Raw genomic sequence first — 14,148 nt, forward strand, 5'->3', positions numbered from 1 at the left:
ATTAGTTTAATAGAGGTCTTTTTAGTTCAGCAATTAAGTGAATTAATCCTTAATTAATAATTTTCTTAGTTACAGTAACATTACCTTCTAAAGTAATCGTTGCTAAATAAACACCTTTAGAAAACTGGAAGCTTTCACTCAACGTATTATTCTGACTGTTAGATGCATAAGAAACGACTTGTCTTCCGTTGATATCATATACTTTAACATCTTTAATTACAGTACCAGATCTTACATTTAATATACCATCTTTTACGTAAGCAAAAGTGTTAGACATTTCATTGTCATCAATTGATAAAGACATTATATAACGCAAGTTAAATCTATCATTAATTTTCCCTTGTACTCCAGAGAAAGCATATGGAGATTCTCTTAAGTCATGTTCTGTATTTAGAACCGTATCTTCAAGGTAAATACCTACACTAGTATCCGCAAATACACTACCATCTAAATCACCAATAGCAATTTTAAAAATACCATTTTCTGGTAATTCAACTCCTAATGGCACTACATCAGCATTTTCAAATGGTAAAGGACGACCTTGAATAACCATTTCTTCATTATTAACCATAGAATAGATACGCATTGCGTTGTTATCAGAATAGGCATCAAAAAGTCTATCTTTTCCTAAAGTGGCTCCATCTACATAACCAACTAAAGTACTTGCAGAAACATCTGTAGCATCAATTAAACTTAACCAAACTAAATGCTTTTCTAAATCTTGAGCATCGTTTGTTCCTCTGTAAAATTCAGAATTATCATGTGCTACATCAGCATCATCAGAACGCATAGCGTTTGTAAATGTTACTGAACCTTCAGTTGCACCTTCATCAACCTGTACAAAGAATCCTTGACCAGAACCAATAAAACCATTTGTACTTTCTGGTGGGTTAGCACCTGTAAAATTATAGCTTACATATTGCTCGCCATAGCTGTAGTTCAAATCTTGGTAAGCAGAACTCGTTAAAGGTGTTGTCGTATTTGGGATTGCTGTATTATGCGCCCATAGTTTTACATTACCTTCTAATAGCGTATTATCGGCTAATAACTGATCTGCACTAATTGCAGAAGGATACGGGTTTCCAATAAGGTTTCTATGTCTAGCTTCAGGGTTAGGCTGATTTCCTGTTGATTTAAAAACATCTACAGAAATATCACCATTATTTGGTTTTCCTACAAAACTAGCAGTAAATCCAGTTGAAACAAATTCAGTTGGTACATTTACAGCATAGCCTAAACCAGCGCTCATTGTGCCACTTGTGAGCATCCAATCACCAGAAACACCATTTGCATTAGGTGTATTTACGTCCCAATTAAAAGCATTAGCTGTATGTGGAGCTGTAACATTAGATACATCAAAATTAGCTACAGGTGATGACCACAATACATAATCGTTATTATGTAAATCTGTAACATTACGTTTCACTTTAATTAACCCGCTATTTTCGTTACTTGAAACGATCTTAGTTTGAATTAAACTTGCACCATCTTCAAACGTTAATGACGCACCAGATTCTACAGTGACTTCACCATAAAGTTTAAGTGTAGATCCAGAATCGATGGTTACATTACTACCTGCAGGTACTAAACAATCACAACCTTCAATATCACCAGAGCTATTATAGTTAGAAGAAAACACTAAACCTCTATCTTTAGGCTCAACTACGATCCCTGCATTTTCATAAACTAAAGGTAATTGCCATTCAGAACCATTCCAATATACAGGAGTTCCTCCTATTGATAAGCTTACAGGTACTACAACAGATCCAAAAGCATTAGTTACTCTTAATTTATAGCTTCCTATGCTTTCTGCATCTACGCTACCAGGAATGGTATATGTACTACTATTAGCACCAAGAATTGGTTCATTGTATTTAGACCATTGGTAAGATAATGTTTCTTCTGGCGCACCAGTAGCGTTACCAGAAACTTCTGCAACTGCAGAAAATGTAATACTAGAATCACTTGGTAAATTACATACATATCTCGCTAATGGATATTCTGTAACTACAGGTGTTTTTATATCAAAAGACCCTCTATTATAGGCAAGAAAAGCAAGATCGGCAGTACCACCAGCAACCATATTTATGTTGTTGATATCAATAATATTAGTATCATCAATTTGAAAATCTTCAAATTTAAAGGCTACCATACGTAATGGTCTTTCCTCATTATTAGAAAATGATCTTACTGTAGGAGTCGCAATTCCGTAATTAACACCAGGTAAAAAGCTATATAAGTCAAGTCTCCATTTTGCCAATAATGCATCTCCGTCATTATCAGTTTCTTCTGTAATGGTTATTTTTATAGGTCTCCCTACAACATTTTTGTCAGCATCTGCATAATAATAAATATCTGTACTACCCGCTGCAGCAATCTGTGAAATTAAGAAATCTGGAATATCATCTTCCAAAGCTCCTAATTGCCCTCCACTACTAAAAAACTCAACATCAGCAGTAGCATTAAAGTTGGTAATACCAGTTCCAATATCTAAACCGTTTACACCATCAGTAATAACGTCGAACACGGTAGTTCCACTAATTTCTGGAGATGTTATTGCTGTTCCTTCTCCCGCTTGTCCATCAATCATATCTGCCATGGCTAAATAATTGTTGGGGTGTGTTATACCGTCAACACCATTAGTGGTATAAGCATAAAATAATTGTGAACTAAACGTAACACCATTATCTGTAAGCAACTGATCGTTAACACCTGTAGAATACGTTACTCCGTTATAAGTAAAAGCCAACACATCATGACTTGTATTTGGTTTTAAACTATTATTGGTAGGATCTGCTTTCCATTGTGATGATCTCCAAAACCCATTATACGTTGTAAAGATTTCAGTTATTTTAGTCACGTTACTCTCCGTACCATTTCTTAATGTTTTTGGAGTAGGACTCACGTATTCCATGTTTTGACCTGTTGTAGTGCCGGCTAACATAAGTTCACCTGAAGTATCAACGGATCCTGTATGTGAAATTTTAAAAGTCATTTCCGTATCACTAACTAAAGTAATACTCGCATTATTAATACTTATACCACTTATACTAACTGAGGTACTTTCTGTAAACCCAGTACCTAATACTGTAATTTGAGAGTTTGTTGTAATCCGTGTTGGAAAAACTTGAGATACAAGTTCTGTTTGTGCTATTAAGCCATTTGATACTGTTAACAGCACTAGCAAAGCCGTCAACTTAATGGATTTAAGCATTTTAAAGTTTAAAGTAATTTTTGAGTTCATACATTAAGGTTTAGTTATAAGGCATGTTAGTTGATAGACTAACATGCCTTAAAGATTAAAATTGTTGTGAAAAATTAAATGAGTTTGTAACTATTAATTAATTAGCTTTTTAGTTACCACACTGCCATTATCTAGTTTTATGGCCGCGATATAAATACCATTTGCGAATGCAAATTGTGTATCGAATGAATTTGTATTGTCTTCTATAGTGTAGTTTATAATTTGTTTACCATTCATATCAAAGATTTCAATAGCGTCTAAGTTACTATTAGACTTTACATGAAACATCGCATTACTAACATAAGCAAAAGTATTTAAAGCAGAATTCTCATTTACAGAAAGCGTTACAGATGGTGTATATCTTAAAACAAAACGATCGTTAAATTCACCCGCTTCCCCTGTAAACGTATAAGGAGATGCTCTTAAATCGTGAGTTACATTTGTATAGGTATCTTCTAAATAAATCGCTTGTTCTCTATCTACAAATAAACTTCCCTTTACGTTACCAATAGCAATAGTATAAATTCCACTTTGTGTTAACTCAACACCTAAAGGCACTGTATTAGTATCCACAAATGGTAAAGGCAATCCTTGTATCACTAATTTTTCGTCTTCTGTAATTAGAGAATATAAATTGAAGCCTTCGTTATTAGTATATGCATCGTAAAGTCTATCTTTTCCTTCAGTAGCACCTTCTACATAACCAATTAATGTACTCATAGCATGATTATCTTCATTTGCTAAGCTCAGCCATACTAATTGCTTTTCTTGAGCTACAGAAGTATCTACTGTTCCTCTGTAAAATTCATCGTTATTATGAGCCTTATAATTATCATGGCGCATTGCATTAGTAAAAGTTACAGAAGGTGAACTTGGTGCCGTATCCTCAACTCTTACAAAAAAGGCTTGTCCTGAAGCAATTTTACCATTAAATGTGTTAGATGGATCTGGAGTTGAAGTTCCTGTACTATTGAAAGTAATATATTGATCCCCATAATTCACTCCAAAATCATCGTAAAATGGATCGGCTGCACCAGTAACATCAAACAGACCTGTATCATGCGTCCATATATCTACACGTCCCTCAAGATTTGTATTAGCAGTTAAAAAGGTTTCTGCATCTATTGCTGAAGGATAAGGATTACCTATCAAATTCCAACTACTTTCATGATAATTACCCGTTGATTTAAAAACATCAACACTAAACGGTCCATTATTTGGTTCCCCATAAAATTCGGTTGTAAAACCACTTAATTGACTATTAGCCACTCTAACGATATAACCTTCTCCTGGAGTCATCATAGAGCTAGCCGCAGATACCCAATTACCTACACCTGTATCATTACTTACGGCATCAACATCCCATTGGTATGTTGGTGTATTGGAAATTCCTGAGATATTAAAATTTGCTACGGGAGACGCCCAATACACATAATCGTATTGATTAATTTCACTTGCATCCAATACGCGTTTTACTTTAATTTTCCCACTATTTTCTACATCATTAATTTGAACTAAACTGGCATCATCTTCTATGGTGAAAGTTGCTGCAGGCACCTGATTCACAAGGATTATTTCATTCCCTTCTTCATCTAAATCAGTAACCTCTACGATTTCTGGTTCTACAGTTAACTCGTTGTATAGTACCATCTTTGATCCTTCAGGAATTATTACATCAGAACCAGAAGCAACTAAACAGTCACAGCCTACTAAATTTCCTGCCTTATTGTAATCTCCAGTATAAATAAGACTTCTCTCTTTTGGCGCCACTGTAACTGACCCTGTCTCATATGGAGAACTCCAAACTGTACCATTCCAATAATAAGGCGTGCCTCCTTCACTTATAGTCACAGGTAAAATTATAGACCCACCTTTATTATTATAAACCTGAACCTTGTAAGTTCCCAGCTCCGTAGATGTTACATCAGAAACAGTTAATGAGCTACTTGTCTCACCAGTGATGTCTGTGTTATTCCTTTTCCACTGGTATTTCATATCTAAATCTGGATCACTAATATTAGGTGGATATATTCTGCCACCTGCATCATCATCTATACCTGCTTCAATAGTAAAAGTGATATCAGTAAAACCATCAGCTTTACAAACAAACCTAGGTAACAATGGTGATGCTATGGGCGCCTTAATATCAAAAGCTGATTGATTATAGGCAATAAAGGCCATATCTGCAGAACCACCTGCAACAGAATTAATATTTTTTACGGCACCAATGTTAGCAGCATTTAAATCGAAATCCTCTAAATTCAAGGCAACCAATTTAATTAGTCTACTTTCATTACTCCCAAACGTTCTAGATTGAGGCACTGCTGTATTAATATCTACTCCACTAGGAAGTTTATATAAATCTAATTGCCATCTCCCTTGATTATTTTCAGAATTATTTAAATACAATTTTATAGGTGTCCCTATAACATTACCCTCATCATCTGCGTAATAATAAGTATCCCAACTACCAGAATCTGCTATTTGAGTAATTAATAAATCTGGTATACCATCACTAATAGCACCAACTTGTCCGTTTCCACTAAAAAAACGAATAGAGGCCGTATTATTATAGTTAGTTACTCCTGTACCTAACTCCAAACCATTAACTCCATCAATCATTACTTGAAAAACGGTTAAATCTAAAATATTAGCTGATTCAATAACCGAACCCTCATTAACCTTTCCATCTACTAAATCGGCTGTAGCTATAAAATTAGCTCCAGAATTAATTGTTCCTGTAATTCCGTTTGTAGAATATGCCTTAAATGTCTCATTGTCGATTGTTAAACCACTTATACTTGAAAGCTTAGCATCATCGACTCCAGTAGAATAAGTTATTCCATTATACGTAAAGCCTATTAACTCATGATAATCATTAGGGTAAGTAGATGTGTCATTATATAAATAGCTTGAAGACCGCCAATAACCTTGACCATCGTGATCCCAATTAGTAAAAATTTCAGTAACTAAATCAAAATATTCAGAATCCGATGTTGACACATCATTTCTTTTCTTCTTAGCAGCTATGAAATTAATTCTAACTTTATTTGCTGAACTAACTGAGCCTATGTAAACATTTTGCCCTCCTACTATTAAATCACTTGGAAAACTAGTCGTATTATCTGCAGTAATTTGAAAACTTAACTCCGTACCATCTGGAGTCGCTTTAACTGAACCAGTGGAAATACCGAACAAAGAAACAGTTGTAGAATTTGTAAATCCAGTACCTCCAGTAAGAGTTACAATACTACTCTTTGTTACTCGAGTTGGAAAAACATTTGAAACAACTATTTGAGCAAAAGATAATGAACCAATAAAAAGTAAAAACGTAGTCATTACTTTTTTAGATGAGACGAAAGATAAAATTGTATTCATAGGTTATTTTATTATAATTCTTTTGAACTGACATTAACATCAAGACTAAGCCTAGTGATAAATATCTATTCAGTGTAAATTTGGGTTTAACACTGCAAAAATGCTGCAGTCTAAGGGATACACAAAAAATATTAGTTGATGTGTAGGTAATTTCCCTTCAAGTGCACTATTTAACATTGTAACTCACACAATCGGTGTGTTTTAAGGTCAAAAAAAATACGTTTTTTTGCCTTTATTTTAATAGTTATTTTTAGATTATTTAATATTTTTTTAGTAGAGGACGTTCTATGCTCCACATAGTAATTAGTTTTGACTTTTGCCAGATATACATTATCATTAATCTTCACCCTTACAATACAGCGAAATCTAAGACAAAAGGCAGATACAACATATTGCAATGCATTCAACTGTTTTGAAAGATGTATAAATTGGAACCTCATAAGTTGTATCATTATTAAGTCTTAACAAATAAATTTCATTTGATGAAATCGTACTATTTAATGTATGTCTCTGAGGGAAGGATAAATATTCTTTGAGGGAAGGCAAATATTATAAAATAAACTTTAATAAAACAAATAAAATCACGATAAAAAGCACAAAAAATACGATAAAGAGTAAATTTGTAGTAATTTACACCAATAATAACAAAATAAATAATGGAAACGAACTATAACTTTATCAGTGATAAAAAAGGAAAAATCTACCATAAACAAACACCGCTCAAAATCAACGGTTTATGTTTGTAAATATAATATATAGTTATTGTATAATGTTTGACATTCTAATTGCGGACCGATAAATTTTAGTAAAATTAGATGGCTTCAAATAACTTTCCTGGCAAAGGTCTAACAACACCTTTCAATTCCATATTAAGTAATAGTCCGGCTAATTTGTAGGTTGGCATTTCACACCGTAAGGCAATAACATCTAGCATTGTTTTGTGATTCACCTTTAGAAAATTATATATGATTTTTTCATCGGGTTCTAACTCTACAAATAGTTGTTGCTGAACCGCTGGTTTTTTATCTGAGTCTAATTCCCAATTCAATATATAAGGTACATCTAAGGGGTTGGATAATAAATGTGCTTTCTGAAATTTAATGAGATTATTACACCCCACACTTTGGCTGTCCGTGGTTCTACCTGGCACAGCAAAGACTTCTCTATTATAAGAATTTGCTATATCGGCTGTAACTAAACTCCCTCCTTTTTCTGCAGATTCTATGACGATTGTAGCTTCGCTTAAACCTGCTATAATTCGGTTTCGTTTTAAAAAATTGTTTCTGTCAAATACATCGGTACTCCAAAAATCGGTATAAAAGCCCCCATGGTTTTCTATATCCGCAACGTACTTTTTGTGAACTTTTGGATAAATCTGATTGAGACCATGAGCTAAACATCCAATAGTTTGCAAATTATGCTTCACAGCCGCTTTCTGCGCTGTAATATCCGTTCCGTATGCAAAACCAGAAACAATTATGGGATTAAATGCAGACATCGCTTCTACAAATTTTTCGCAAAAGGCGATGCCACTAGTGGTTATTTTACGAGCCCCAACAATACTTATAATGCGTTGTTGCTTCAAATTAATATTCCCAGATTGAAATAATACAATAGGGCCATCAATACAATGTTTTAAACGTTCGGGATAGGTGTCTTCTGTAAAATAATGAGTAACGACGTTGTTGTCCTTAATAAATTTCAACTCCTGTTCGGCTTGTTCTAAATGGGTTTTATCAAAAAGACCTTGAATCGTAACCGTACCAATACCATCAATTTTTAAAATTTTAGATTTCTTTTCTTTTAAAACCGCTTCAGCAGATCCGCAATGGTTAATGAGTTTCTTGGCCGTTGTAGCACCTATTTTAGGTACGTGTTGTAAGGCTAAAGCGTAAATAAGTTGTTGATCTGTCATTGCGCATTACTACTTTAAATAAAACATCATCTGTTACGAATATAAATATTATTATCTTAAAAAGCCTGAGTATAAACTATTTATCATTAACTACTAAAACAGGTTTCGACTGCGCTCAACCTGGCACTCGGATATAATGTGAGTATCCATTTAGATACTTACCTACGAACGCCATATAATTTCAATATTGAATCAAAAGAAAATCAATTACATAAGCAACAATTTAATTCGATGTTAATAAATAAATCCCACTTAATTTCTTTCAGAAACAAAAATTTTTAACTTTGCCTTCATATGCAGTTAGAGACTTACATTAGCGACCTTTTATACCGATACGATTGTGTGACAGTTCCAGAATTTGGAGCCTTTTTAACACGTCGTGTTTCGGCAAAAATACACGAATCCACACATACGTTTTATCCTCCAAAAAAGACGTTGTCTTTTAATGAGCAATTACAGCAAAACGATGGCTTACTAGCTAATTACATTGCTGAGGTTGAAAAAATACCGTATAATACCGCTATAAATAACATCTCTAAGCAGATAAAGTCTATTAAATCCTATTTAACTGAAGGGGAAACTATTCAACTTAAAAACATAGGTGAATTGGCATTAAATGCTGATGGCAAAATTCAATTTGATCCATCTAGTCATATTAATTATCTTACAGATTCATTTGGTTTATCTCACTTTTCATCTTCGGATATTACACGCGAAGTTTATAAAGAAACAGTTGAGGCTATTGAAGACGTTGCGCCTATTGTATTAACACCAGAAAAGCGCTCTAACCACAATTGGTTAAAGTATGCTGCTGCAGCTGTTATCTTTTTAGGTTTAGGTGGTTTTGGTGCCGCTAATTATTACAACGCTTCTATTGAAGATCACAATCAACTAGCACAAGAGCAAGCTAACGAGCAGCTCGATGCTAAAGTGCAAGAAGCTACTTTTATAATTAGTAACCCATTACCTGCTGCTACATTATCTTTAGAAAAACAAAGTGGTAACTATCATATTGTTGCTGGTGCTTTTAGAGTAGAAGCTAATTCTGAAACGAAAGTAAACCAACTAAGAGCACAAGGTTTTAAAGCGCGTCAGATTGGTGAGAATCGTTATGGTTTGCATGAAGTTGTTTATGGTAGTTTTGACACAAGAGCTGAAGCGCAAAATGAACTTTTGAAGATTCGTCGTGAGCATAACCGTGATGCTTGGTTGCTAATTAAGAACCTTAAGTAGATTTTTTAGATCTGAGTTTTACTAATATTTGCGTTTAGTTTAGCATAAATTATTATTACACAGAGACTCACGGAGTTGACGCGGAGATTCACAGAGAAATAATTAGACCGACTTTATTTAGAAATTTTAATAGTTTAATCTATCATTATTTTTCGTCGCGCCTTTTTTCACTTTTCACTTTTCACTTTTCACTTTTCACTTTTTACTTTTTACTTTTTACTTTTTACTTTTTACTTTTTACTTATAATAATACACCTCCGTCCTAAAATCGCTCTATCTTTGCACAAATTTTAATATTCTATGCTATCTAGAACCGCATTTCAGTCTAAAACTATTGTTACCGATTTGGTATTACCAAGTGAAACAAACCCTATTAACAACTTATTTGGAGGCGAACTATTAGCACGTATGGACAGAGCGGCTAGTATTTCTGCTAGAAGACACTCTAGACGTATTGTTGTTACGGCTTCCGTTAATCACGTGGCTTTTAATAGATCTATTCCTCTAGGAAGTGTTGTAATGATTGAAGCTAAAGTATCACGTGCATTTTCATCTTCTATGGAAGTGTATATGGATGTTTGGATTGAAGACAGAGAGTCTGGTGAGTGCGTAAAGGCCAATGAAGCTATTTATACTTTTGTTGCTGTAGATGAGACCGGAAGACCTGTAAGAGTGCCTGAGCTTGTGCCCGAAACTGAATTAGAAAAACAACGTTTTGATGCCGCTTTACGTCGTAAACAATTGAGTTTGCTTTTAGCCGGTAAAATAAAACCTTCTGAAGCTACGGAACTTAAAGCCCTTTTTGAGTAGTAATAGTCGTGTTATTTTTATAATGACAATCTTTTATTGGTTAAAAACAACTCCATTTTTTAACCGCCTTTTACTAACCTAAAATTTAGCTAACCAAGGTTCTGGGTTCATTACCTGATCATTTTTATAGATTCTAAAACCTAATAACGATTCTCCCTTTAATTTATTAGTAAATACTTTACCTATAACCTGACCAGCAACGACTTTATCACCCGCCTTTACATTAACCTGAGATAAGTTCATGTAAACACTAAAATAGATACCATGCCTAATAAATACGGCAGGGTTTCCGTTTTTAATAACTAAAATCCTTGACACCTCACCACTAAAAACAGATTTAACATCAGATTGATCTTCTGTTGCAATATAAATACTCTTATAGTTTTGTGTTACAGTATTATCTATTAACGATCGTTGTTTTCCATACTTTACTTTAACAACTCCTCGAGATACTGGCCAACCTAATTTACCTCTGTTAGATTCAAAATTTGAAGACAATAACTTTGCTTCAGGCGTTAATACAAACTTACCTTTAGATGACGTTGTTCCCGATTTTTTATTAGCAGCTGCTATTGTTTCTTTAATGATTCGATTGATTTCTTTATCTAATTGATCGGCCTCTTGTTTTTTCTTCTTTATCTGAGACGCAAACTTTCCCATATCAGACTTAATCGAAGCCATTAAAACTTCACGCTGTTTTAATTCATCTTCTAATTCGCGTTTCGCAATTCTGTTTTCTTCAATTAGTTTATTCTTATTCTCTTTCTGCTTAGACAATTGAATATTTAACTCTTGTAATTCTTTTGTTTTAATCTTTATAGCTTCACCCTGTTCTTTCTGGTAATCTCGGTATTGCCTTATATATTGAAGGCGTTTATAAGCTTGTTGAAAATTGCTCGATGATAGTAAAAACATCACTTTACTTTGTTCAGACTTACTTTTATACGATTTCACAACCATCGCAGAATAGTCGTCTTTTAATTCCTGTAATTGGGTTCTTAGACTCGTAATTTCTTGTTGATTTGTATTGATTTCTCGCGTCAATAAGTTGGCTTGCTCGTTAGTGATTCTGATTAGATTTTTTCTAACGTTTACCTTATAATTTATGTCTTCTATAAGTGTAATCGCAGATTTTTCCTCTTTCTTTTTGGTAAATAATAATGCATTAATTTGCTTAATCTCTCTCAACTTCTGCTGACGCTGAGCCTCTAACTCTTTTTGTCTGTCGCTTTGTGCGAATAATGAAGCACAAGACATTAAAAGTCCTATAATTAAAGTGATACAAAAACGGTAATTCATTTTATTCTTTTCATGTTTTTACAAAAAAACTTTACTTCTCATTTAATTTGTTCTGCTTCTCATAAAGTCAAAATCTAGTCTTGATTCTTGGTTATAAAAGCGAAGTGGTCTTGTGTCTTATTTTATAACAATCTCTTTATATCCTGAAGGAATATTAAACGGGAAACGCACTTCATCATTCAAAGATACCGATTTAAATTCCATAGTTATAGCAATTTGGTCTGCACCTTCAACCGCTATAATACTTATGTTTTCTGGTATAATTTGTTTCTTCACTTCTTGATACGATGCATAATCTACTTGAAGCATTCGCTTTTCTAGAATTTGCTGTATTTGTAAACTATCCATCTTAAAATGCGAAGGATTAATTAAATAAAATAACTCTATCAGTGCATTCTGATCTTTTGGACTAACAGCATACGAGTTATTATTAACAAAGACCTGATGAGGCTGGTCATTAAGATCATTAATAGCTTGGCCTAAAAGAATATTTTGAACTTTCATAAAATCGAGATCTATACCAACAACATCACTTAGTAGCTTGTAGTCTCCATCAAAAAATTCGTTATCTAGTTTATTGTAAAATCTTACTTTATCTGGTGTTATCATCATACGTGCCATGCCCAATATGGACTCGCTTAACCAAATCACCTTATCTTTTTCTATTCTAAGTGTAAAACCAGCACCTTGTGATTTATTATTTTGAGTAATATCAATTTTTACTCTAGCCTTTAATGTTTTAAAATCAGCATCGTTCTTTTTATGCTGTTTTATTACTTGCTTAGCCGAAAGCTTATCGCTAGCCACACCAGATTCTATCACACTTTTAGCGGAATTACAACTGAAAGCTAAAACAAGAAGGATCCCCGCGATTGTAACTTTTGGATTTATAGAGAATTGAAATATTTTCATTTACTATTATAGTTTTAAGGCTTTTGCCTTTTTAGCAAACGCTTCAGATTTACTAATATTATTTAGGGCTTTGTAGGCTATACTTAATTCAGAATAAAAATCAGCTTCCATATTAGGGTTGTCAATTAAATAATCTAATCCCTTTTCTAGATGATTAATAGCTTTTTTAGGTTCTCCTAAATTATTATTTGCAACGGCATTTACTAAATATAAAATTGGCTGTGCAGGATATAATTCTAAAGCTCGTTCGCTATCGACAATAACCGCATTATAATCCTTTATATCTAGTTGAAGTAGTAATACGTCTTTAATTAATTTGAAGTCATTAGGGCTTTGTTTTAAAGCTTCTTTAAAGTTTGATAAAGCCTTGGCTTTGTCTCCTGCCTTTAAATAATATTGACCTAAATCGCTGTGGGTTTGCGCATCTTTATTACCATCTATAAGCGACGTAATATCTATAAGATCCGTTTCGTACTCAGGATTACTAGCTACAAAGGCTACAAAATCCTTAAGAACTTTAGCCTTCGCATCTGCATTAATTTCAGGGCTTGTTAACACTGTTTTTACAGATGAGATAGCATCTTGAATCTTATTGTCTTGAAGATAAAACTTATACAAGGCTAAATGCACAAATTTAGAATCTGGCTTAACTTTTAGTAAATTCTGAGCCGCCTTATAAGCGTTTTTTTGATCACCTGTTTGGCTGTATCTGTAAATGAGCTTTAAGTGATTATCCTCATTACTGGGATTATTGGCAATTCGTTGTTCTAAGTTTTCAATTCTGTCATCAGCATTGCCCGTAATACTATAAATATCATTACGCATGGCATCTCTAGATTCACTTAAACCAAATTCAGCATCTAACTCATCTAATAAATCTAAAGCTAACTTGTATTTTTCTTCTCTGACATAAAGCGTTGCCAAATCTTCTTTGTAATCCGGATGATATTTCACTAATTGCTTAATGGTTTTTAAGGCATTTTTAATATCATCTTGCTGAAAATAGACATCGTAAAGTTCATCTAAAAACCAAACATTGTCTGGTTGCATGCTAATGGCTTTTTTTAGATTGTCTTCTGCCGCACCAAAGTTTTTAAGCTTATTATAGTTTTTTCCAAGTTCAAAATAGATGACTGGTTTTTTGCTATCGAGATTCAAACATTTTTGAAGGGCCTCTACAGCACGGTCATAATTTTCAATGCCTTTTTGTTTTAAGGCTTCGAAGAAATGCTCTTGAAATTCATCTTCGACATTCCCCAAATCATCATCTGGCCGTTTGTTAAAATCGACTTGGGCATAGGTCGTCTGCGGAACAATAATCATTCCGAAGAGAAAAACCAATATCAAAATAATTCTT

The 14,148-nt window shown here is 33.6% G+C and carries 8 protein-coding genes; 2 read left to right on the forward strand and 6 right to left on the reverse strand.

Features of this window, described 5'->3' with window-relative positions; translation table 11 throughout:
* Positions 1-49: 49 nt before the first annotated feature.
* The 3 genes from DFQ09_RS14240 to dprA all read right to left on the reverse strand — a co-directional run bounded on the left by DFQ09_RS14240 (position 50) and on the right by dprA (position 8,537).
* A complete protein-coding gene (locus DFQ09_RS14240; RefSeq protein WP_115811490.1) occupies positions 50-3,244 on the reverse strand; it encodes a T9SS type A sorting domain-containing protein in 3,195 nt (1,064 codons plus the stop codon).
* Positions 3,245-3,337: 93 nt separating this feature from the next.
* Complete coding sequence (locus tag DFQ09_RS14245) at positions 3,338-6,622, reverse strand: T9SS type A sorting domain-containing protein (RefSeq protein ID WP_115811492.1); 3,285 nt, start codon at positions 6,620-6,622, stop codon at positions 3,338-3,340.
* A gap of 811 nt (positions 6,623-7,433) precedes the next feature.
* The gene (gene dprA, locus DFQ09_RS14250) at positions 7,434-8,537 is read right to left on the reverse strand and encodes a DNA-processing protein DprA (RefSeq protein WP_115811494.1); all 1,104 of its coding nucleotides are present in this window, start codon (positions 8,535-8,537) and stop codon (positions 7,434-7,436) included.
* Between the two features lie 294 nt (positions 8,538-8,831).
* Here dprA and DFQ09_RS14255 point away from each other — a divergent pair, with 294 nt between their 5' ends.
* Positions 8,832-9,770, forward strand: a complete 939-nt coding sequence (locus DFQ09_RS14255; RefSeq protein WP_115811496.1) for an HU domain-containing protein — start codon at positions 8,832-8,834, stop codon at positions 9,768-9,770.
* A gap of 300 nt (positions 9,771-10,070) precedes the next feature.
* Entirely contained in the window at positions 10,071-10,580 is a 510-nt protein-coding gene (locus DFQ09_RS14260) for an acyl-CoA thioesterase (RefSeq protein ID WP_115811498.1), read from the forward strand.
* Positions 10,581-10,658: 78 nt separating this feature from the next.
* Here DFQ09_RS14260 and DFQ09_RS14265 read toward each other — a convergent pair whose 3' ends face one another.
* From DFQ09_RS14265 to DFQ09_RS14275, 3 genes are all read right to left on the reverse strand, one after another.
* The gene (locus DFQ09_RS14265) at positions 10,659-11,879 is read right to left on the reverse strand and encodes a murein hydrolase activator EnvC family protein (RefSeq protein WP_115811500.1); all 1,221 of its coding nucleotides are present in this window, start codon (positions 11,877-11,879) and stop codon (positions 10,659-10,661) included.
* Between the two features lie 117 nt (positions 11,880-11,996).
* Positions 11,997-12,791, reverse strand: coding sequence for a DUF4292 domain-containing protein (locus DFQ09_RS14270; RefSeq protein WP_115811502.1), 795 nt, complete (start codon positions 12,789-12,791; stop codon positions 11,997-11,999).
* Between the two features lie 6 nt (positions 12,792-12,797).
* Positions 12,798-14,138, reverse strand: a complete 1,341-nt coding sequence (locus DFQ09_RS14275; RefSeq protein ID WP_245940362.1) for a tetratricopeptide repeat protein — start codon at positions 14,136-14,138, stop codon at positions 12,798-12,800.
* Positions 14,139-14,148: the final 10 nt, after the last annotated feature.

It is taken from the genome of Winogradskyella pacifica, assembly GCF_003386275.1.
GTDB lineage: Bacteria > Bacteroidota > Bacteroidia > Flavobacteriales > Flavobacteriaceae > Winogradskyella > Winogradskyella pacifica.

Bases quoted from the DNA above. Each gene is read 5' to 3' on its own strand.
- DFQ09_RS14270 (WP_115811502.1), bottom strand. From the start codon at position 12,791: ATGAAAATATTTCAATTCTCTATAAATCCAAAAGTTACAATCGCGGGG.
- DFQ09_RS14260 (WP_115811498.1), top strand. From the start codon at position 10,071: ATGCTATCTAGAACCGCATTTCAGTCTAAAACTATTGTTACCGATTTG.
- DFQ09_RS14265 (WP_115811500.1), bottom strand. From the start codon at position 11,879: ATGAATTACCGTTTTTGTATCACTTTAATTATAGGACTTTTAATGTCT.
- DFQ09_RS14240 (WP_115811490.1), bottom strand. From the start codon at position 3,244: ATGAACTCAAAAATTACTTTAAACTTTAAAATGCTTAAATCCATTAAG.
- DFQ09_RS14245 (WP_115811492.1), bottom strand. From the start codon at position 6,622: ATGAATACAATTTTATCTTTCGTCTCATCTAAAAAAGTAATGACTACG.
- dprA (WP_115811494.1), bottom strand. From the start codon at position 8,537: ATGACAGATCAACAACTTATTTACGCTTTAGCCTTACAACACGTACCT.
- DFQ09_RS14255 (WP_115811496.1), top strand. From the start codon at position 8,832: ATGCAGTTAGAGACTTACATTAGCGACCTTTTATACCGATACGATTGT.